The sequence below is a fragment of the Blastococcus sp. SYSU D00695 genome, from assembly GCF_054050555.1.
Window position 1 is genome coordinate 177,758 of sequence record NZ_JBJGZP010000002.1, and the last position, 19,705, is coordinate 197,462.

The following is a 19,705-nucleotide window of genomic DNA, read 5'->3' on the forward strand; positions in this document are numbered from 1 at the left end:
CGACGGTAGGCCGCGGCGCGCCGGCGGGGTCACACTCGGGCACGTGCGCACTCAGGTCGCGATCATCGGGGCGGGCCCGGCCGGGCTGCTGCTGTCGCGGCTGCTGCACCTGCAGGGCGTGGACTCGGTGGTCCTGGAGAACCGGTCGCGCGCGTACGTCGAGGCCCGCATCCGGGCCGGCGTCCTCGAGCAGCACACCGTGGACACGCTGACCGCCGCGGGCGTCGGCGACCGGCTGCACCGCCAGGGGCTGCGGCACTCCGGCATCCACCTGCAGCACCCCGGCACCCGCCACTTCCTCGACTTCCCCGCGCTGTGCGGGCGCTCGGTGTGGGTGTACGGCCAGACCGAGATCACCCGGGACCTCGTCACCGCCCAGCTCGACGGCGGGCCGCCGCTGCTGTTCGAGGTCTCCGCCGTCACGCCCGAGGACGTCGACGGGGACCACCCCCGCGTCCGGTTCACCGCCGCCGACGGCACCCCGCAGGTGCTGGAGTGCGACGCCGTCGCCGGCACCGACGGCGCCCACGGCCCCTCCCGCGCCGTCGTCGCGGCCGGGCCCGGGGGTGCCCGGGTGTGGCAGCGCACGTACCCCCACGCCTGGCTGGGGATCCTGGCCGACGCCGCGCCGACGACCGACGAGCTCGTCTACGCCTGGCACCCCGAGGGCTTCGCGCTGTACTCGATGCGCTCCCCGACGGTCTCCCGGCTGTACCTGCAGGTCGACCCGGGCGAGCGGATCGAGGACTGGTCCGACGACCGGATCTGGGCGGCCCTGGCCACCCGCCTCGCGCTCGACGGCTGGGCGGTCGGCACCGGCCCGGTGACCGAGAAGTCGGTCCTGCCGATGCACTCGTTCGTCTGCGCCCCGATGCGCCGCGGCCGGCTGTTCCTGGCCGGGGACGCCGCGCACATCGTGCCGCCCACCGGCGCCAAGGGGCTCAACCTCGCCGTCGCCGACGTGACACTGCTGGCGACCGCGCTGGTCCGGCTGCTGCGGGAGGGGCGGACCGACCTGGTCGACGCCTACTCCGACACCGCGCTGCGCCGGGTCTGGCGCTGCACCCACTTCTCCTGGTGGATGACCTCGATGCTGCACACCTCCGGCGACGACTTCGACGCCGAGCTGCAGCTGTCCCAGTTGCGCCGGGTCTGCTCCTCGGAGGCCGCCGCCCGCGAGCTGGCCGAGAACTACACCGGCCTGCCGATCGAGGGGTGACCACGCCCGCCCCGCGGGCCGCGAGCCGCGCGCTCGGCCCGGTCCTCGTCTTCTGCGTCGCCGTCGTCGCGGTCATCAGCAGCCTCGGCGCCCCGCTCGTCCCGGCGATCGCCGACGCGTACGGCGTGGCGGTGCACGACGCCCAGTGGTCGCTGACGATCAGCCTGCTCGTCGGCGCCGTCGCCACCCCGGTGCTCGGCCGCCTCGGCGACGGGCGGCACCGGCGGAGGGTGATGCTGGCCAGCCTCGCCGTCGTCCTGGCCGGCAGCCTCCTGGCCGCGCTGCCGCTGGGCCTGGGCTGGTTGCTGGCCGGCCGCGGGCTGCAGGGCCTCGGCCTCGGCCTCGCACCCCTGGCCATGGCCACCGCCCGGGACGCGCTGCCGGGCGCGCGCCGCCGCGCGACCGTGGCGGCGCTGTCGATCACCGTCGTCGCCGGGGTGGGCCTGGGCTACCCCGGCGCCGGGCTGGTCGCCGACCTCGGCGGGGTGCACGCCGCCTTCTGGCTCGGCGCCGTCGTGAGCGGCCTCGCGCTGGCCGCCGGCGCGCTGGTCCTCCCCCCGTCCCCCGACGTGCCCCCGCGCCGGCTCGACGCCGTCGGCGCCCTCCTGCTCGGCGGCGCGCTGGCGGCGGGCCTGCTGGTGCTCAGCGAGGGGGGCACCTGGGGCTGGACGTCACCGGCCCTGCTGGGGCCGGCCGCCGGGAGCCTGCTCGCCGCCGTCGCCTGGGGAGCGTGGTCGTTGCGGGTGCCGGCGCCGCTGGTCGACCTGCGCCTGGCCCGGGGACGGACGGCGGCGACCGCGCACCTGACGTCGCTGCTGGTGGGGCTGGCCAACTACGTGCTGCTCGCCTCGGCCACCGTCCTCGCCCAGACCCCGGCGGCGTCGGGCTACGGGTTCGGGTCCTCGGTGGTCGAGGCCGGCCTGGTGCTGGTGCCCTTCTCGGTGGCCAGCGTCGCGGCGAGCCGCGCGGCCCGGGCGCTCACCGACCGCCGCGGCGCGCACGTCTCGCTGCCGGTGAGCGCGCTGGTGCTCGCGCTGGCCCTCGGTCTGTACGCGCTCGTGCCCGGCGACCTCTGGGCGCTCGGCGGCGTGCTGGCGGTCGCCGGGCTCGGCGTGGGCGGCGTCTTCGCCGTCCTGCCGGCCCTCGTCGTGGGCGCGGTGCCCGCCCGGGAGACCGGCAGCGCGATGAGCCTCAACCAGGTCCTGCGCTACGTCGGCTTCGCCACCGGCAGCGCTCTCGTGGCCGCGGTGCTGGCGGGGGCCACCCCCGCCGGCGACCGCGTCCCCGCCGCCGGGGGCTACACGGTGCTGGCGCTGACCGGCTGCGCGGTCTCCGTGGCGGCCGCGCTGGTCACCTGGCTGCTCGCGCCCCGGCCGGCGGTGAGCAGCGTGCCGAGCACGCCGACCAGCGCGTAGCCGGCGAGGACCAGCAGCGCCTGCCCGGCGCCGGTGCCGTCGAAGTAGACGAGCGCCCGGACGGCGCCGGTGCCGGCGCCCGGGGGCAGCCACGGGCCGATCGCGGCCCAGAACGGCGGCAGCAGCGGGGCGGGGTAGGCGCCGCCCGCGCTGGGGTTGCCCAGGACGACGAAGAGCAGGATCGCTACCCCGACGCCGACCAGCCCGAGCGCGCCCTGCAGCGCCATGGTGACGGCGCCGACGCCGAACACCACGAGCGCGCCCAGGGCGGACAGGGCGAGGAACGACCCGTGCAGGGCGCCGAGCAGCGGGCCGGCCACCAGCGCCCCGCCGACGCCGGAGACGACGGCGTAGCCGGCCAGCAGCCCGAGGCGGCCCAGCCCCACCCGGCGCGTGGCCGCCGGACCGGCGGAGACGCCGATGACCGCGGCGACCAGGTAACCGCCGACGACCCAGCCGACGGCGAGGTAGAACGACGACAGCCCGCGGGCGTCCCCCGCGGCGGCGGGCAGCACGTCCTCGGTGGACACCGCCCGCTGCTGGGCCGCGTCGACCCGCTCGACCACCGTCTGCAGCGCCGTGCTCAGCGCACCGCCCTCGGCGCCGGCTACCAGGAGCCGGTCGTGCCCGTCGGCGCCCAGCAGGAGGACGCCGGCCACCTCGCGGTCGGCCAGCAGCGTGCGGCCGGCGCCCTCGTCGGCCACGGCCCGGGCGTCCAGCGGCGCTCCGGCGAGCCCGTCGAGCCGCTGCACGACCGTGTCGGCGGTCCCGGCCGGGGCGCCGGCGGGGACGACGACGGCCAGGGGGACCTCGCGCGGGGCGGGCGCGTGGAAGGCGCCGACGTAGCTGAGCACGAACCCCAGCTGCAGCAGGAGCGCGCCCACGACGAGGACCGCGGTGCGGGCGGGGCCGCGCGCCGGGGCCGGGGACTGCGGACGGGACATCGCACACCTCGATACCGATCGGTATTGGATACCGTCCAGTATCCTCGTGGTCGTGTCCGAGTCCACCCCCGGCGGCGTGTCCCCGCGCACACCGCGTCCCGCCCGTGCCGACGTGCGCGCCCGCGTCCTCGACGGGGCCCGGCAGGTCTTCGCCGAGCGGGGGTTCGCCGCCGCCAGCCTCGACCACGTCGCCGCCGCCGCCGGCTTCACCAAGGGCGCCGTCTACTCCAACTTCGGCAGCAAGGACGAGCTCTTCCTCGCCCTCATGGAGGCCGAGGCGGCCGCGCGCCTGTCCGCCGTGGAGACGGCGATGGCCGGGGCCGGGGACCTCGCCGGGGCGCTGGCCGCCGTCGCCGCGGAGCTGGCCCGGCTCGACCCGCGCTGGCAGCTGCTGTTCCTGGAGTTCTGGCAGCGGGCGGTGCGCGAGCCGGCCGTGCGGGAGGCGTTCGTCGCCGCGCGCCGGACGCTGCGCGACCGGGTCACCGCCGTCGTCGCCGGCTTCCTGAGCGACCGCGGCGTGAGCGGCTGGGACGCCGAGTCGTTGGGCGTGGTGCTGCTGGCGCTGGTGCACGGCCTCGCCGTCGAGTCCCTGCCCGAGCCCGGCGGGGTGCCCGCCGACCTGCTCCCCCGGGTGCTCACCCGGCTGGCCGCCGACCCCGGGGCCTGACCCGGCGCGGGGCCCGGCGCGGAGACCCGGCGCGGGCCGTCAGCCGCCGGCGGCGAGCAGCGCGAGCACCGCCTCGGCGGTGCCCGGCGCCAGCGACAGGTGCGGCAGGACGGCGGCCACCTCCTCGGGCTCGATCCCCTCGCCCAGCAGCAGCGCGAGCAGGCGGTCGGCGTCGGCGGGCGCGACCGGCTCCGGCGGGTCGCCCCCGGCCAGCGCCGCGCGCGCGAGGAACACCGCCCCCGCGGCGGCGTCCCCGCTCGCCGCGGGCGGTGGCGGCGCGGCCGCCTCGCGGGTCAGCGCCTCGGCCCGCCGGACCAGGGCCAGCGGCAGGCCCTCGGCCTCGACCTGCAGCAGCGGCACGTCCCCCAGGGCGGCCAGCACGAGGTGCTCGGCCTCCGTGCGCAGCGGGACCTCCCACTCCCCCGCCGCGACGACCGCGGGCAGGTCGCCGCCGTCCTCGCCGAGGTCGTCGAGCAGCTCCGCCCACTCGGCCGGCCGGGTGGCGCGCGCCCGCCCGGCCGCCAGCACGCAGGTCTCGCGCACGAACGGGTCGACCACCTCGCGGTCGAACCGGTCGGCGAACACGACACCGTCGGCGTCGACGGCGTTCAGCGCGTCGGCGAAGCTGCCCGGCCGGGCGTCCCCGAGGTCCAGGCGCCCGTCCTCGTCACCGCTGAGCATCTGGCCGGTCGCCGCCCGGTCGCCCATCGTGCCGCCGGTCTCCACCAGCCGCCCGCGCCGGCGCAGGTGGTGCGGGCGGTCGGAGAGCCCGACGGCCCACGCGCAGGCCTCGGCCACCAGGGCCGCCGTCCGCTCCCGCAGCTCCGCCCGGCACAGCAGGTCCATCCAGTCCACGTCGAACACGGGACCAGCCTGCCCCGGCCCCGACCCCGGTGCAGGGCCCGCCGCGGGCGTGCGAGCGGTGGGGGGCGCCGGGGCCCTCCCTCAGCCGAAGAGGTCGCCCAGGAACGACTCCTTGCGCTTCTTGCGGTACGGCTGACCCTGGTGACCGTGGGAGCCACCCGAGTGCGACCGCTTCTGCACCTGACCGAGCACCTCGTCGACCACGGCCCCCAGGCCACCGGACGCCACGGCCGGGCGCTGGCCCCCGCGGTGTCCGCCGTCGTGCCGGTCGTCGTACCGGTCGTCGTACCGGTCGTGGTCGGAGCGGTAGCGCCCCTCCGCGGCCGGGGCGGCCTGCGGCGCGCGGGGCCGGCCGTGCCAGGCGTTCTCGGCGTCGACCAGGCGCTCGAGCTCGCCGCGGTCGAGGAAGATGCCCCGGCAGTCCCCGCACTGGTCGACGTGGACGCCGTTGCGCTCGTAGGTCCGCATGGCCCCGTGGCACTTCGGGCAGGTCAGCTCCATGCCCGGGCGAACGGGCACGGCCGCCCGGGGGTTCCCGCGTGCGCGTCACCCCGGCCCGTGCTACCGGCCGGTAACGATTGTGGGATCGTCGTCGTCACACGCACGAGAGGGCGCCGGCCCCGTCGCCGGCGTCAGGAGAGAGGTCCGATGCGGTTGCAGCTGTCCCCGGAGCTCGAGGCCTTCCGGGCAGAGATGCGCACCTTCTTCACCACGCAGGTGCCCCAGGAGATCCGGGACACCGTCGCGTCCCGCCGGCACATCGGCAAGGAGGAGTACGTCACGACCCAGCGGGTGCTCAACGCCGCGGGCCTGGCCGTGCCGCACTGGCCGGTCGAGTGGGGCGGCCGCGACTGGACGCCGCTGCAGCGCCACATCTGGCGCGAGGAGATGCAGCTGGCCTGCGTCCCCGAGCCGCTGGCGTTCAACACCAGCATGATCGGTCCGGTGCTGGCGCAGTTCGGCAGCCAGGCGCAGAAGGAGCGCTTCCTGCCCGCGACCGCCAACCTCGACATCTGGTGGGCCCAGGGCTTCTCCGAGCCCGACGCCGGGTCCGACCTCGCGTCGCTGCGCACCAGCGCCGTCCGCGACGGCGACGACTGGGTCGTCAACGGCCAGAAGACGTGGACCACGCTCGGCCAGCACGCCGACTGGATGTTCTGCCTGGTCCGCACCGACCCGACCGCCGAGAAGAAGCAGCGCGGCATCTCGATGCTGCTCTTCCCGATGGACACCCCCGGCGTGACGCTGCGGCCCATCGAGCTGCTCGACGGCGGCTTCGAGGTCAACGAGGTGTTCTTCGAGGACGTGCGCGTCCCCGGCGAGAACCTCGTCGGCGAGGTCAACCAGGGCTGGACGATGGCCAAGTTCCTGCTCGGCAACGAGCGGGTCGGCATCGCCCGGGTCGGCTCCACCAAGCACTACCTGACGCTGGCCAAGGAGCTGGCCCGCGAGGTGACCGCCGGCGGCCGCACGCTGCTGGAGGACCCGCGGATGGCCGGGCGCATCGCCGAGGTCGAGAACGAGCTGCTCGCCCTCGAGCTCACCGCCCTGCGCGTCGTCGCCAACTCCGCCGACGGCAAGCCGCACCCGGCGTCGTCGGTGCTCAAGCTCCGCGGCTCGGAGCTGCAGCAGGCGGCGACCGAGCTGCTCGTCGACATCGCCGGCCCGCTCTCGCTGGCCTCGTTCGCCGACGGCGGCTCCGAGGTGCCCGAATGGGCCCGCGTGGCCACGCCGGAGTACCTGAACTACCGCAAGGTCTCCATCTACGGAGGCTCCAACGAGGTGCAGCGCACCATCATCGCCGGCACGATCCTGGGGCTCTGATCATCGTGGACTTCGAGTTCGACAGCGAGCAGAACGACCTGCGCGAGGCCGTCCGCGGCCTGCTGGAGCGCGCCTACGGCGACGCCGAGCAGCGGCGGCAGGTGACCAAGACCGACCCCGGCTTCGACGAGAAGACCTGGGCGCGGCTGGCGGAGATGGGGGTCCTCGGGCTGCCCTTCGCCGAGGAGGACGGCGGCATGGGCGCCGGCCACGTCGAGGTGGCGATCGTCGCCGAGCAGATCGGCCGGGTGCTCGCGCCCGAGCCGTTCGTCGAGGCCGTCGTCCTGGCCGGGGGGCTCGTGGCCGCCGTCGGCACCGCCGAGCAGCGCGCCGCGGTCCTCGGGCCGCTCAGCGAGGGCACGAGCGTCCTGGCGTTCGCCCACGCCGAGCCGGCCACCCGCTGGAGCCCCGCCGCCGCCGGCGTCACCGCCACCCGCGACGGCGACTCCTGGACGCTGACCGGCGTCAAGGAGCCGGTGCTCAACGGGGCCCGCGCCGACGTCCTCGTGGTCAGCGCCGTCACCGACGGCGGCACCGCGCTGTTCGTCGTCGACGGGGACGCCGAGGGGCTCAGCCGCACCGGCTACCGCACCCACGACGGCGGCCGCGCGGCCAACGTGACGTTCGCGTCCACGCCCGCGCGCCTGCTCGGCGAGGGCACCGCCGACCGCTCCGCGGACGTCGAGAAGGCCTTCGCCCTGGCCCGGATCGCGTACGCCCACGAGTCCGTCGGCGCGATGGACACGGCGCTGCGGACCACGGCGGAGTACCTGACGCAGCGCAAGCAGTTCGGGGTGACCCTGAACAAGTTCCAGGCGCTCACCTTCCGCGCCGCGGACATGTACGTCTCCCTGGAGCTGGCCCGCAGCACCGCGCTGTGGGCGAGCATGGTCGCCGACGCCGGCGGGGACGTCGTCCTCGCCGGGGACCGCGCCCGGCTGCAGACCAGCCGCGCCGGCCGCCACGTCGGCAAGGAGGCCATCCAGCTGCACGGCGGCATCGGTGTCACCGCCGAGTACAAGGTCGGCCACTACACCAGCCGGCTGACCGCGATCGACCACGTGCTCGGCGACGGCGACTTCGCCCTCGACCGGCTCGTGACGACCGTCGGCGACCACGCCACGATCGACCCGATGGGCGCGCCCTACTCGGGCTGACCCACCAGCGGTCCCCCCACGGAGAGCGTCCTCCCCCGCCGCCCGCGCGGCCGGGGAGGGCGCTCTCCGTGCGCGTGGGGGTGCCGCGGCAGGGCGGCGTCAGTCGCCGAGCATCGCCCGGCGCAGCTCCTCGGCGTCCTGGCGCACCTGCTCCAGCACCGGGCCGACGGCGTCCTCGCGCAGCGCGCCGTCGGTGAGCCCCGCGACGTCCTGCGGCTCGTACCCGGGCTGGGTGAGCCGCGCGGCCACCTCGAACGCCGCCCGCAGCAGGGCGCCGTCGGTGCCGTCGCGGTCGTCGACCGCGGTCAGCGGCGCGACCATGCTGTGCGGGAACCCCCACTGCTGCAGCGCGACCGCGGTCAGCCGCAGCCCCGAGATGCCGTAGCGGCGGACCTCCGCCGCGCGGCGGCCGGCCGGCGTCGCCTCCGCCGCCAGCAGCTCGCGGTGCCCCTCGGGGTCCTCGTGGTGCAGCAGGGCCACCCCGAGCTGGGCCAGCAGGCCCAGGCACAGCGCGTCCTGCGGGCGCTCACCGAAGCGCGGCGCCAGCAGCGAGGCCGCGAGCGCCACGCTGGTGGTGCCGATCCAGAAGCCCTCGGGCAGCCGCGACTCGTCGTCGAGGTCGGTGAGCGCGACGGTCGCCATGGTCCGCACCGTGGTGAAACCGACGACGGTGACGGCGAACTGCAGCGTGGTGACCCGCCCGCGCATGCCGAAGTAGGCGCTGTTGGACAGCTTCATCACGCGACCGGCCAGGGCCACGTCGGCGGCCAGGATGTCGGCCAGCACGCGCGCGCTGCTGTCGTCGGAGTTGGCCACCGAGACGATCTGCGCCGCCACCGGCCGCTGCGAGGCCATCGTGTCGATGCTGGCCAGGACCCGGTCCAGGTCGAAGGACGGGGCCGGCGCCAGCGTGGGGACGGCGGCGAGCTGCGGGGGTGTCACGTCGGCTCCGGGAGAGGCGGGGGTGGGGCGGTCGGGGGTCACGGCCGCGGCTCGCGGGGAGCGGGGACGGCGGGCGGCGCCTGGGCCGGCCGGCCGTGCATCGCGTACCAGGCCGCCGCGCGGGCGCCGCTCATCGGCGTCGCCAGGCCGAAGCCCTGCAGGTAGGTCGCGCCCAGGGCGGCCAGCTGCCCGGCCAGCTCCGTCGTCTCCACGCCCTCGGCGACCGTGCTCAGCCCGAGGCTGCCGGCCAGCGCGATGACCGCGGTGGTGATCTCGGTGTGCCCCTCGGCGAGCTCGGCGACGAACGACCGGTCCACCTTCAGGCAGTCCACCGGCAGGTGCCGCAGGTAGGCCAGCGACGAGTAGCCGGTGCCGAAGTCGTCGATCGCCAGCTGGACGCCGAGGTCGCGCAGCTGCTGGAGCACCACCCGGGCGGCGGCCGGGTCCGTCATCAGCGCCGACTCGGTGATCTCGATCGACAGCCGCGCCGGCGCCAGCCGGTGCCGGCGCAGCGCCTCGACGACGAGCCCGTGCAGGTTGTCGTCCAGCTGCAGGGCCGACACGTTGACGTTGGCCCGGGCCGGGGCCTCCCCGCCGAGCAGGCGGTCCCACTCGGCCAGCTGGCGGCAGGTCTCGTCCAGCACCAGCGAGCCCAGCGGGCCGATGAGGCCGCTCTCCTCGGCCAGCGGCACGAAGGTCGCCGGGCTGATCGGCCCGCGCTCGGCGTGCTCCCAGCGGGCGAGGCTCTCCACGGCCGTCGAGACGCCGTCGGCCGCGGCGAAGATCGGCTGGTAGAGCAGGGTCACCTCGCGCCGCTCGATGGCGTCGCGCAGGTCGGCGACCAGCCGCAGCTTGTCGCGGGCCTCGACCCGGGCCCGGTCGTCCAGCACCGTGATCCGGCCCTTGCCGCCGTTCTTGGCCTGGTACATGGCGATGTCGCAGTCGCGGATGAGGTCCTCGGCGCTGCCGTGCTCCCCGGTCTGCACGGCCACCCCGACGCTGGCGCGCGGGCGGACGTCGACGCCGCCGAGCCGGACGGGCGCGGCCAGGGCGGTGCCGATCCGCTCGGCCAGGGCGAGCGCGTCGCCGGTGCCGACGTCCTCGCAGACCACCACGAACTCGTCCCCGCCGAAGCGGGCGACCAGGTCCCCGGGCCGCACCACCGACCGCAGCCGGCCGGCGACCACCACCAGCAGCTCGTCCCCGGCCGCGTGGCCCAGGGAGTCGTTGACGACCTTGAAGTTGTCCAGGTCGAGGAACAGGCAGGCCAGCCCCTCCCGGCCGCGCACGAAGCGCTCGGCGACGTGCTCGGCCAGCAGCGTGCGGTTGGGCAGGCCGGTGAGCGGGTCGTGGGTGGCCTGGTGGGCCAGCCGCGCCTCGAACGCCAGGCGCTCGGTGATGTCCTCGACGGTGGCGACGAACCCGGCGCCGACGCCCGGGGTGAAGACGTGCGCGAAGCGCAGGACGGTCCGCCGCTCGCTCCCGTCGTCCACCAGCAGCCGGGCCTGCACCTCGCCGTCCGCGCCGCCCAGGACGGCCGCGACCCGCTCGATGACCGCGTCGAGGTCGTGCGGGTGGACCGCGGCCATCCAGCCGGTCCCGAGCAGCTCCTCGGCCTGCCGGCCGACCAGGCTGCAGAAGGCGTCGTTGACGTGCGCCAGCCGCATGCCCTGCTCGGACAGCAGCGTCGGCACCGGGGACCGCTCGGCCAGGGTGGCGAACCGCCGCTCGTGGGCGTCGGCGGTCGCCCGCAGCACGCGCTCCTGCGCGGTGTCGGTGGCGACCAGCCGCAGGTTCCAGGTCCGGCCGGTGGGGGTCGGGGTGCAGACGACGGCGCACTCGGTGGACGCGCCGCTGGCGGTGCGCACGGGGAGGTTCATCCGCGCCGTCCGCTCGCGGCGCAGCAGCAGCCTGAGCTCCGCGCCGCGCAGCGACGGCAGCAGGGAGGCGACCGGCAGGCCGCGGAGGTCCTCCGCGGCGTAGCCCAGCAGGTGGACGGCGCCCTCGTTGCCCCACGCCAGGCGGGGCTGCCCGCCGGAGGTCTCGGCGACGAGCAGCGCCAGCCCGTCGCTGACGGTGGCGCCGTGGAAGACCGCGGAGACGATCTCCGGCGCCACGCGTGGGCCGGCGTCCGCGGACGAGGTGGCTGTCACGGTCCTCGCTCCCGTTCGGTGCTGGTGGTACGCGGCCGGCGGTTCTCCGGCCCTGCGGTGTCTACGGCGCCGCGCGGCCCGCCCTGCAGCCCGGCCGGGCGGCGACCACCCCATCGGGTAGCGCGCCCCCGCTCCGACGTGCTCCTCCTCACAGACCGCGGCCCCGTGTGGGGATCGCGGGGCTGGTAGGAACGTCCGAATGGTCCGGCGCGCCCCGCGCGCCCGCCTCGCCCCCCTCAGGCCCCTCCCCGGCAACGACGCCGGACCGACCTGCACTGGAGTGCTCGTGCTCATCGGAGTACCCCGCGAGACGTCCCCGGGTGAGACCCGCGTGGCCGCGACCCCGGCCACCGTCCGCCGGCTGCTGGACCTGGGCCACACGGTCCTGGTCGAGTCCGGCGCGGGCGCCGCGGCGTCGTTCCCGGACGAGGAGTACGCCGAGGCGGGCGCGAGCGTCGGCACCGCCGCGCAGGCGTGGGGCGCGGACCTGGTGCTGCACGTGGCCAAGCCGTCGGCGGCGGAGATCGGCGCGCTGCGCGACGGCGCGGTGTTCGTCAGCCTGCTCGCGCCGGCGTTCGACCCGGACCTGGTGGCCGCCCTCGCCGAGCGGCCGGTCACGGCGCTGGCGATGGACGCCGTCCCCCGCATCTCGCGCGCCCAGTCGCTGGACGTGCTGTCGTCGATGGCCAACATCGCCGGCTACCGGGCGGTCATCGAGGCCGCGCACGCGTTCGGCCGGTTCTTCACCGGCCAGGTGACCGCCGCGGGCAAGGTGCCGCCGGCGAAGGTGCTCGTCGCCGGCGCCGGCGTGGCCGGGCTCGCCGCGATCGGCGCCGCGTCCAGCCTGGGCGCGATCGTGCGCGCGACCGACGTCCGCCCCGAGGTGGCCGACCAGATCGCCTCCCTGGGCGGGGAGTACGTCGGCGTCCCCGCCGACGAGGCCCAGCCCGGTGGCGGCACCGGCTACGCGTCGGTGACCAGCGACGACTACAACGCCCGGGCCGCGGTCATGTACGCCGAGCAGGCCCGCGACGTGGACATCGTCATCACCACCGCGCTCATCCCCGGCCGGGCCGCGCCGCGGTTGATCACCGCCGAGATGGTCGCCTCGATGAAGCCCGGCAGCGTCGTGGTGGACATGGCCGCGGCGCAGGGCGGCAACGTCGAGGGCTCGGTCGCCGACCAGGTCGTGACCACCGCCAACGGCGTCACGATCATCGGCTACACCGACCTGCCGGGGCGGCTGCCGGCCCAGGCCTCGCAGCTGTACGGCACGAACCTGGTGAACCTGGTCGCGCTGCTCACCCCGGCCAAGGACGGCGTCCTGGCGCTCGACCTGGACGACGTCGTGCAGCGCGCGATGACCGTCGTCCGCGACGGCGAGGTGCTGTGGCCGCCACCGCCGGTGCAGGTGTCGGCCGCCCCGTCGGCGCCGGCACCGCCTCCGCCCGCCCCGCTGGTCAAGCCGGAGCGGGCCCCGATGACCACCGGTCGCCGCAACGCGCTGGTCGGCCTCGCCGCGGCCCTGCTGTTCCTCGCGACCGCGTTCGCGCCCAACCAGCTGGTCGGCAACCTGACCGTGTTCGCCCTCGCCGTCGTCGTCGGCTTCTACGTGATCGGGCACGTGCACCACGCCCTGCACACCCCGCTGATGAGCGTCACCAACGCGATCTCCGGGATCATCGTGGTCGGCGCGCTGCTGCAGCTGGGCCACGTCTCGGGCGTGGTCACCGTCCTGGCGTTCATCGCCGTGCTGCTGGCCTCGATCAACGTCTTCGGCGGCTTCGCCGTCACCCGCCGGATGCTCGGCATGTTCACCCGCGGCCCCGCCCGCACGACCGCGGGGAGCGCCCGATGAGCCTCGAGTCCGCCGCGGCGGCCGCCTACCTGGTCGCCGCCCTCCTCTTCGTGCTGTCCCTGGCCGGCCTCTCGAAGCACGAGACGGCCAAGTCGGGGAACCTCTACGGCATCGCCGGCATGGCGCTGGCGCTGGTCGCGACCGTCGCCCTGGCCGCCGACGACCTGGAGGCCGCCGCCGTCGTCGCGATCGTCGTGGCCATGGCCATCGGCGCCGGGATCGGCCTGTGGCGCGCCCGCCGGGTCGAGATGACCGGCATGCCCGAGCTCATCGCCCTGCTGCACAGCTTCGTCGGCCTCGCCGCCGTGCTGGTCGGCTGGAACGGCTACCTGTCGGTCGAGGGCGCCCCGGAGGGCGAGGCCGAGCACCTCGGCCTGGCCGTGGAGATCCACTCCGCCGAGGTCGCCATCGGCGTCTTCATCGGTGCGGTGACCTTCACCGGGTCGATCGTCGCCTTCCTCAAGCTGTCGGCGCGGATCAAGAGCAACCCGCTGGTGCTGCCGGGCAAGAACTGGCTCAACCTCGGCGCGCTGGCGCTGTTCGCGGTGCTGACCGTCGTCTTCGTCGTCTCGCCGAACCTGCCCGTGCTCGCGGTGCTCACCGTGCTGGCGCTGGCGCTGGGCTGGCACCTGGTCGCCTCGATCGGCGGCGGCGACATGCCGGTCGTCGTCTCGATGCTCAACAGCTACTCGGGCTGGGCGGCCGCGGCGTCGGGCTTCCTGCTGGACAACGACCTGCTCATCGTCACCGGCGCCCTGGTCGGCTCCTCCGGTGCCTACCTGAGCTACCTCATGTGCCAGGCGATGAACCGCTCGTTCCTGTCGGTGATCGCCGGCGGCTTCGGCAACGAGGGCGCCGCCGCCTCCGGGGCCGGCGGCGAGGACGGCGAGCACACCGAGATCACCGCCGGCGAGGTCGCCGAGCTGCTCAAGGACGCCGAGACGGTCGTCATCACCCCCGGCTACGGCATGGCCGTCGCCCACGCGCAGGGCCCGGTCGCCGACCTCACCCGCCGGCTCACCGACGCCGGGGTCGACGTCCGCTTCGGCATCCACCCGGTCGCCGGCCGGCTGCCGGGGCACATGAACGTGCTGCTGGCCGAGGCGAAGGTGCCCTACGACGTCGTCCTGGAGATGGACGAGATCAACGACGACCTGGCGCGCACCTCCGTCGTCCTGGTCATCGGCGCCAACGACACCGTCAACCCGGCCGCCGCCGAGGACCCCGCCAGCCCGATCGCGGGCATGCCCGTGCTGCGGGTGTGGGAGGCCGAGCGGGTCGTGGTGTTCAAGCGGTCGATGAACACCGGGTACGCCGGGGTGCAGAACCCGCTCTTCTTCCGGGAGAACACACGGATGCTCTTCGGCGACGCCCGCGAGCGCGTCGAGGACATCCTGAAGGCGCTCTGATGACCGGCCCCGGCGGCCTGCTGGTCAGCCCGGCCTGGCTGATCGGGGGGCTGCGGAACGTGCCCGGCTACCTGGCCACCGACCGCCGCGGCCTGACGTTCGTCTCCGACGAGCCGGTCTTCGACGTCCCGCTGCGGCAGGTCACCGACGTGTCCTGGCCGTGGTGGTGGTTCGGCGGCGGGGTCAGACTGACCGCGGCCGGGCAGCCGTGGAAGATCACCTTCGTGCGGCCGAACGGCATGCCCGCGCCGCACCCGGGGATGCTCGCCACCGGCGTGGGGGTGTTCGCCCTGCTCGGCGGGGCCGCCGGCACCGTGCACGACGTCCAGGCGCTGCGCGGGCTCGCCGACGTCGGCACCGGCCGGGCCGCCGGCCGGCTGTGGCGCGAGGTGCTGCCGGGCTGACGGCGGGCCGGCTTGCGCCGGCCCGCCGCGCCGTCGACCGTGGCGGCGTGGACCCCTTCCGCCTGCCGCGCCTGCCCGGGCTGTCCGACCTCGTCTCGCTCCTGCAGACGCAGACCGAGGCGCTGGCCTCGCTCCCCCGCACGCTGACCGATCTCAACGGCGCCGTCCGGGAGCTCATCGCCGCCACGCGGACGGCGACGGCGGCCATCTCCTCCGCGCAGCGCACCGCCGAGCGGCTCGAGGCGCTCGTCGAGGAGCTCGAGGAGCCGGTCCGCGCGCTGCGGCCGGGGCTGATCCGCGTGGGGCGGGTCCTCGACGACCCGGTGGTGGAGACGCTGCCGGACACCCTGGCCCGGCTGTCGGACGACCTGCTCCCCATCGTGTCGGGGCTGCGTCAGGCCCAGTCGCGGGTGGAGTCGGTCACCGGCCTGCTGCGGCCCCGCCGGAACCGGGACAGCGGGTGAGGACGAACGCGAACGGCTCGGCCAGCCCGCGCATGTCCATCAGCCCGAGCAGCGTGCGCCCGTCGACCCGGCGGAACGCGTCGACCACCGGCAGCGCGTCGTAGACGATCGCCGCGGTCACCACGCCGCGGCAGGCCACCGCGCGGACCCGGGCGCCGGGCCGGCGGGCGCGCAGCAGCGGCCGGACGGCGGCGAACCCGGCCCGCGCCGCCGGGCTGCGGACCAGCCCCGGCGCCCGGCGCAGGAGGGCCAGCGGCACCGGCCACGGCGGCACCGGCCGGGGCACGCCGCTCCGGCCGGCGAACAGCAGCGGGTGCACGGTCTCGGTGTCGACGACGTCCTTGCCCCACCAGCCGTGCGCGGTGAGCAGGCCGTCGAGCCGGTTGCCGGTGGGCAGCTCGGCGCCCCGCCAGCGACCGACGAGCTCCCCCGGCGCCACCGGCTCGAGGGTGTCGAACAGCCCGAGGACCCCGGCCGCGGAGCTCACGGCAGGACCGCGGCCGGCACGCGGGTGGCGCCGTCGGTGCGGGCGGCGGCCACCTGCGGCCGGGTCAGGAACAGCGCGTCGCGCAGGTCGGCGCCGCGCAGGTCGGTGGCCCGCAGGTCCGCGCCGAGCAGGTCGGCTCCCCGCAGGTCCGCGCCGCGCAGGTCCGCGCCGATGAGCAGCGCGCCGCGCAGGCAGCCGGCCCGCAGGTCGGCCCCGCGCAGGTCGGCCCCCACGAGGTCACGTCCCGAGCGGTCCCGGCGCGGGCCGGGCAACGCGGCCCGGACCAGCGTGCTGGCCTCGCGCAGCAGCGGTCCCGCCTCGCGGCGGAGCGCGTCGGTGTCCAGCGCGGCCAGCTCCGCCGCCCCGGCGTCGCGCAGCGCGCGGGTGCGGTCGCGGGCCTCGACGAGGCGGTCGCGCAGCGGCGCGGCGGCGGGCCGCGCCAGCGCCTCGGCGAGGTACCAGAGCAGCTCCGACAGCTGCCGCATCGCGTCCAGGACGGCGAGCGCCTCGGGCCGGCCGCGCGGGTCCCGCCCGGCGTAGGTCACCTGCACGACCTGCTGGCCGGCGCCGAAGCAGTCGAAGGTGACGCAGCCGGGGAAGCCGCGGGCGGGCAGCTGCGCGTGGATGGTGCAGCGGTCGTCGGCGGCGAGGTTCGGGCAGGGCCGGCCGGCGGGCTTGTCGATCGCGAAGTCCGCCGACGCGGCGAACGGCGGCAGCACGCAGCACAGCGCGGCGCAGCGCGCGCAGTCGGCGTGCAGGAGCGCCCGGTCGTCGCGGTCGGTCACGTGCCCTCCCCCGACGACCTCGTCACCCCGCGAGGCGCTCCAGCGTGACCAGGACGCCGTCCACACCGCCCGGGCCGATCCGGCCCTTCACCTCGACCGAGGTGATCGCCTTGAGCTGCCAGCCCTCGCGGGCGTGCTCGTTGAGCACCTTCTCCAGCTTGTCACCCGACATCTTGCCGCCGAGCAGCCCCTCGCGGAGCTCGACCACCTTGTACTCGTACCGACCGGCCACGGAGGGCTCCTCGCTGTCGCGCCGGGCGCGGGGCACGCCCGGGAGGAGCAGTCTGGCGCCCGTGCGGGGGTCAGCGCGAGGGCGGCGCCGGCTCGTCGGGCGCGGCGGCGGACGGGCCGCGGACGAGCTCGGCCACCGACTCCTCCAGCCGCGCCCAGGTGCCGCTCCACTCGACCAGCGGCTCGAGCAGCCGCTCGAAGACGGCCAGCTGCTCGTCGAAGGCCTGCAGCTGGGCGACCATGCCGGTGATCAGCTGCCGCTGCCCGCGGACCGCCTGGTCGATGGCACGCAGCTGCGCCGCCGACATCGCGCCCGGCGGCGACGGCAACCGGGGCAGCGAGAACCCACCGGGGACGGCGCCGGCGGCCAGGCCGCGGGCCCGGTCGGTGAAGCCCTTGAGCTGGGCCACGAACTCCTCGATCGACCGCGGGACGCGCCCGCCGGCCGGTTCCTGCTCGGTCACCGTGCCCCCTCCGCACCCGTCCGCCGCGGGTCCCGGGCCCAGTCTGCCCCGGCCGCCCGCCGGGCGAGGGGTCAGCGGCGGCGCCCGGCCAGCCCGGCGACGGCAACCAGCAGCCGGCCGTAGCCGCCGGGGGCCAGCCGGACCAGCACGTCGGGGACCTTCGCGCTGAGGCCGATGAGCAGCCGCGGGCGGCGCCGCTCGACCGCGTCGACGATCAGCGCGGCCGCCCTCTCGGCGGGGAAGGTCAGCAGCTTGGCGAAGTCGGCCTTGCCCTGCGCGGCCTCCGCCGGGTCGACGCCGCCGGCCACCCGCGCGGTCTCGGCGATCCGGGTGCGGATGCCCCCGGGGTGCACGCTGGTGACGCCGACCCCGTCCTCGGCCAGCTCGTGCCGCAGCGCCTCGGTGAAGCCGCGGACGGCGAACTTGCTGGACGAGTACGCCGCCTGCCCGGCGGGTGCCATCAGGCCGAACAGGCTGCTGAGGTTGACCACGTGCGACCCGGGGTGCGCCTTCAGCGTCGGCAGGAACGCCTTGGTCAGCCGGACGACGGCGCGGAAGTTGATCTCCATGACCCAGTCGAACTCGTCGAGGGTCATCTGGTCGAAGCGCCCGGCCAGGGCCACGCCGGCGTTGTTGACCAGCAGCGTGACCCCGGGGTGGGCCGCGACCAGGTCGTCGGCGACGCGCTGGGTGGCGACCGGGTCGGCCAGGTCGACGACGGCGGTGGTCACCGAGACGCCCGGGGAGGCGGCGCGCACGCCCGCGGCGACCTCGGCCAGCCGCTCGGCGTCGCGGTCGACGAGCACCAGGTCGCTGCCGCGCGCGGCCAGCAGGGGCGCGAGGGCGGCGCCGATGCCGCTGGCCGCCCCGGTGACGACCGCCGTCCCCCCGGCGAAGCGGTAGGCGTCCATCAGGCGGCCGCCCGCTCGCGCGCCGGCTGCCGGCCGGTGAAGCGGATGCCCTCGTCCTCGACCGGGCCGCGGCGCAGCAGGAGCAGGTCGCGGACGTAGTTCTGGTGCAGCTTCCACGGTGCCCGGCCGCCCTGCTTGGGCAGCAGGTCGAGGCTGCGCTGCACGTAGCCCGACGTGAGGCCGAGGAACGGCGCGCGCTCGGGATCGGCCGGCGCGAGCGGGGTGGCGATGGCGGTGCCGGTGCGCTCCAGATGCGCGAGCAACCGGGTCACGTAGCGGGCGACGAGGTCGGCCTTCAGCGTCCAGGAGGCGTTGGTGTAGCCGATGGTCATCGTGAAGTTGGGGACCCCGGAGACCATCATCCCCTTGTAGGAGACGGTCTCCGACAGCTCGACCGGGGCACCGTCCACGGTGAGCGTCATGCCGCCGATCGGCAGCAGGTTCAGACCGGTCGCGGTGACGATGACGTCGGCGTCCAGGTGCTGCCCGGACGCCAGCACGATGCCCGTCTCGTCGAAGCGGACGACCCGGTCGGTGACGATCGACGCCTGCTCCCGGCGGATGGCGCGGAACAGGTCGCCGTCGGGGACGACGCACAGCCGCTGGTCCCACGGGTCGTACGGCGGCGTGAGGTGGGTGTCGAGGTCGAAGCCGGCCGGCAGCTGCCGCTCCTGGGCAGCGCGCAGCACCTTCCTCATCAGGGCCGGGCGGCGGCGGGACAGCTGGAAGGAGGCCATCGACGCGAGCAGGCTCTTCCAGCGGACCACCGGGTAGACGACGCGCTCGGGCAGGACGCGGCGCAGCGACTCGGCCAGCTTGTCCCGGCCCGGCAGGGAGATCACGTAGGTCGGGGTGCGCTGGAGCATCGTGACGTGCGCGGCCTGCCCGGCGAGGCTCGGCACGAGGGTGACGGCGGTGGCCCCGCTGCCGATGACGACGACCCGCTTGCCGGTCACGTCGAGGTCCTCGGGCCAGTGCTGGGGGTGCACGACCTGCCCGCGGAAGGTCTCGGCGCCAGCGAACCGGGGGCTGAAGCCCTCGTCGTAGCGGTAGTAGCCGGAGCACACCGACAGCCACGAGCAGGTGAGGGTGACGGTCTCGCCGGTGTCGGTGCGCTCGGCGGTGACGGTCCACCGCGCGTCCGCCGACGACCACTGCGCCGACAGCACCCGGTGGCGGTAGCGGATCCGCTGGTCGACGCCGTACTCGCGGGCGGTCTCCTCGACGTAGCGGCGGATCGAGGGGCCGTCGGCGATGGCCTGCGGGTCGGTCCACGGCCGGAACGAGTAGCCCAGGGTGAACATGTCCGAGTCCGAGCGGATCCCCGGGTAGCGGAACAGGTCCCAGGTGCCGCCGATGGCGGCCCGGGCCTCGAGGATCGCGTAGCCGGTGCCCGGCCGCTCCCGCTCGAGGTGGCAGGCGGCGCCGACGCCGGACAGCCCGGCTCCGACGATGAGGACGTCGACGTGCTCTGCGGTCTCGGCAGTCATGGGGCTCCCGCTCTCCG

Annotated in this window: 20 protein-coding genes; 9 read left to right on the forward strand and 11 right to left on the reverse strand. The window is 76.0% G+C overall.

The window, feature by feature from the left end:
• Positions 1-43 precede the first annotated feature (43 nt).
• Positions 44-1,219 (forward strand): 4-hydroxybenzoate 3-monooxygenase, encoded by a 1,176-nt coding sequence (locus ACI781_RS02350; RefSeq protein WP_456564472.1) that lies wholly within the window; start codon positions 44-46, stop codon positions 1,217-1,219.
• Positions 1,216-2,634: an MFS transporter gene (locus ACI781_RS02355; RefSeq protein ID WP_456564473.1), complete on the forward strand. Its 1,419-nt coding sequence runs from the start codon at positions 1,216-1,218 to the stop codon at positions 2,632-2,634. Before ACI781_RS02350 ends, ACI781_RS02355 begins: the two co-directional genes overlap by 4 nt.
• Here ACI781_RS02355 and ACI781_RS02360 read toward each other — a convergent pair.
• Positions 2,517-3,578, reverse strand: a complete 1,062-nt coding sequence (locus ACI781_RS02360) for a DUF3533 domain-containing protein (protein WP_456564474.1) — start codon at positions 3,576-3,578, stop codon at positions 2,517-2,519. The two genes, ACI781_RS02355 and ACI781_RS02360, sit on opposite strands and share 118 nt — an antisense overlap.
• Before the next feature lie 52 nt (positions 3,579-3,630).
• Between ACI781_RS02360 and ACI781_RS02365 the strand changes: the two genes are divergently transcribed.
• Positions 3,631-4,245: a TetR/AcrR family transcriptional regulator gene (locus ACI781_RS02365; protein ID WP_456564475.1), complete on the forward strand. Its 615-nt coding sequence runs from the start codon at positions 3,631-3,633 to the stop codon at positions 4,243-4,245.
• 39 nt (positions 4,246-4,284) lie between these two features.
• Here the strand turns inward: ACI781_RS02365 and ACI781_RS02370 are convergent, their stop codons facing one another.
• Both ACI781_RS02370 and ACI781_RS02375 read right to left on the reverse strand, forming a co-directional pair.
• Positions 4,285-5,109, reverse strand: a complete 825-nt coding sequence (locus ACI781_RS02370) for a hypothetical protein (protein WP_456564476.1) — start codon at positions 5,107-5,109, stop codon at positions 4,285-4,287.
• A gap of 81 nt (positions 5,110-5,190) precedes the next feature.
• Positions 5,191-5,628, reverse strand: a complete 438-nt coding sequence (locus ACI781_RS02375) for a TFIIB-type zinc ribbon-containing protein (protein ID WP_456564477.1) — start codon at positions 5,626-5,628, stop codon at positions 5,191-5,193.
• A gap of 129 nt (positions 5,629-5,757) precedes the next feature.
• Here ACI781_RS02375 and ACI781_RS02380 point away from each other — a divergent pair, with 129 nt between their 5' ends.
• Both ACI781_RS02380 and ACI781_RS02385 read left to right on the forward strand, forming a co-directional pair.
• Positions 5,758-6,933, forward strand: coding sequence for an acyl-CoA dehydrogenase family protein (locus ACI781_RS02380; protein WP_456564478.1), 1,176 nt, complete (start codon positions 5,758-5,760; stop codon positions 6,931-6,933).
• Positions 6,934-6,938: 5 nt separating this feature from the next.
• A complete protein-coding gene (locus ACI781_RS02385) occupies positions 6,939-8,090 on the forward strand; it encodes an acyl-CoA dehydrogenase family protein (protein ID WP_456564479.1) in 1,152 nt (383 codons plus the stop codon).
• A gap of 99 nt (positions 8,091-8,189) precedes the next feature.
• Here ACI781_RS02385 and ACI781_RS02390 read toward each other — a convergent pair whose 3' ends face one another.
• Both ACI781_RS02390 and ACI781_RS02395 read right to left on the reverse strand, forming a co-directional pair.
• Positions 8,190-9,032 (reverse strand): HDOD domain-containing protein, encoded by an 843-nt coding sequence (locus ACI781_RS02390; RefSeq protein WP_456564480.1) that lies wholly within the window; start codon positions 9,030-9,032, stop codon positions 8,190-8,192.
• 38 nt (positions 9,033-9,070) lie between these two features.
• The gene (locus ACI781_RS02395) at positions 9,071-11,185 is read right to left on the reverse strand and encodes a putative bifunctional diguanylate cyclase/phosphodiesterase (protein WP_456564481.1); all 2,115 of its coding nucleotides are present in this window, start codon (positions 11,183-11,185) and stop codon (positions 9,071-9,073) included.
• A gap of 286 nt (positions 11,186-11,471) precedes the next feature.
• Here ACI781_RS02395 and ACI781_RS02400 point away from each other — a divergent pair, with 286 nt between their 5' ends.
• The 4 genes from ACI781_RS02400 to ACI781_RS02415 are packed head-to-tail and all read left to right on the forward strand — an operon-like array spanning position 11,472 to position 15,320.
• Positions 11,472-13,043 (forward strand): Re/Si-specific NAD(P)(+) transhydrogenase subunit alpha, encoded by a 1,572-nt coding sequence (locus ACI781_RS02400; protein ID WP_456564482.1) that lies wholly within the window; start codon positions 11,472-11,474, stop codon positions 13,041-13,043.
• Positions 13,040-14,452: a Re/Si-specific NAD(P)(+) transhydrogenase subunit beta gene (pntB, locus tag ACI781_RS02405; protein WP_456564483.1), complete on the forward strand. Its 1,413-nt coding sequence runs from the start codon at positions 13,040-13,042 to the stop codon at positions 14,450-14,452. Before ACI781_RS02400 ends, pntB begins: the two co-directional genes overlap by 4 nt.
• Positions 14,452-14,856, forward strand: coding sequence for a hypothetical protein (locus ACI781_RS02410; protein ID WP_456564484.1), 405 nt, complete (start codon positions 14,452-14,454; stop codon positions 14,854-14,856). Before pntB ends, ACI781_RS02410 begins: the two co-directional genes overlap by 1 nt.
• A 47-nt stretch (positions 14,857-14,903) precedes the next feature.
• Complete coding sequence (locus ACI781_RS02415; RefSeq protein ID WP_456564485.1) at positions 14,904-15,320, forward strand: hypothetical protein; 417 nt, start codon at positions 14,904-14,906, stop codon at positions 15,318-15,320.
• On the opposite strand, the gene ACI781_RS02420 is transcribed toward ACI781_RS02415, so the two are convergent.
• The 6 genes from ACI781_RS02420 to ACI781_RS02445 form a co-directional block, all read right to left on the reverse strand.
• On the reverse strand, positions 15,277-15,807 hold the full coding sequence (locus ACI781_RS02420) for a DUF4334 domain-containing protein (RefSeq protein ID WP_456564486.1): 531 nt from the start codon (positions 15,805-15,807) through the stop codon (positions 15,277-15,279). The two genes, ACI781_RS02415 and ACI781_RS02420, sit on opposite strands and share 44 nt — an antisense overlap.
• Positions 15,804-16,592, reverse strand: a complete 789-nt coding sequence (locus tag ACI781_RS02425; RefSeq protein ID WP_456564487.1) for a pentapeptide repeat-containing protein — start codon at positions 16,590-16,592, stop codon at positions 15,804-15,806. The genes ACI781_RS02420 and ACI781_RS02425 overlap by 4 nt, the downstream gene beginning before the upstream one ends.
• A 22-nt stretch (positions 16,593-16,614) precedes the next feature.
• Entirely contained in the window at positions 16,615-16,824 is a 210-nt protein-coding gene (locus ACI781_RS02430; protein ID WP_456564488.1) for a DUF4177 domain-containing protein, read from the reverse strand.
• Between the two features lie 70 nt (positions 16,825-16,894).
• On the reverse strand, positions 16,895-17,287 hold the full coding sequence (locus tag ACI781_RS02435; protein WP_456564489.1) for a hypothetical protein: 393 nt from the start codon (positions 17,285-17,287) through the stop codon (positions 16,895-16,897).
• 71 nt (positions 17,288-17,358) lie between these two features.
• Entirely contained in the window at positions 17,359-18,198 is an 840-nt protein-coding gene (locus ACI781_RS02440) for an SDR family NAD(P)-dependent oxidoreductase (protein WP_456564490.1), read from the reverse strand.
• Positions 18,198-19,688, reverse strand: coding sequence for a flavin-containing monooxygenase (locus tag ACI781_RS02445; RefSeq protein ID WP_456564491.1), 1,491 nt, complete (start codon positions 19,686-19,688; stop codon positions 18,198-18,200). The genes ACI781_RS02440 and ACI781_RS02445 overlap by 1 nt, the downstream gene beginning before the upstream one ends.
• Positions 19,689-19,705 lie beyond the last annotated feature (17 nt).

Coding starts and splice junctions, on each gene's coding strand:
- ACI781_RS02445 (WP_456564491.1), bottom strand. CDS start 19,688: ATGACTGCCGAGACCGCAGAGCACGTCGACGTCCTCATCGTCGGAGCC.
- ACI781_RS02380 (WP_456564478.1), top strand. CDS start 5,758: ATGCGGTTGCAGCTGTCCCCGGAGCTCGAGGCCTTCCGGGCAGAGATG.
- ACI781_RS02360 (WP_456564474.1), bottom strand. CDS start 3,578: ATGTCCCGTCCGCAGTCCCCGGCCCCGGCGCGCGGCCCCGCCCGCACC.
- pntB (WP_456564483.1), top strand. CDS start 13,040: ATGAGCCTCGAGTCCGCCGCGGCGGCCGCCTACCTGGTCGCCGCCCTC.
- ACI781_RS02440 (WP_456564490.1), bottom strand. CDS start 18,198: ATGGACGCCTACCGCTTCGCCGGGGGGACGGCGGTCGTCACCGGGGCG.
- ACI781_RS02410 (WP_456564484.1), top strand. CDS start 14,452: ATGACCGGCCCCGGCGGCCTGCTGGTCAGCCCGGCCTGGCTGATCGGG.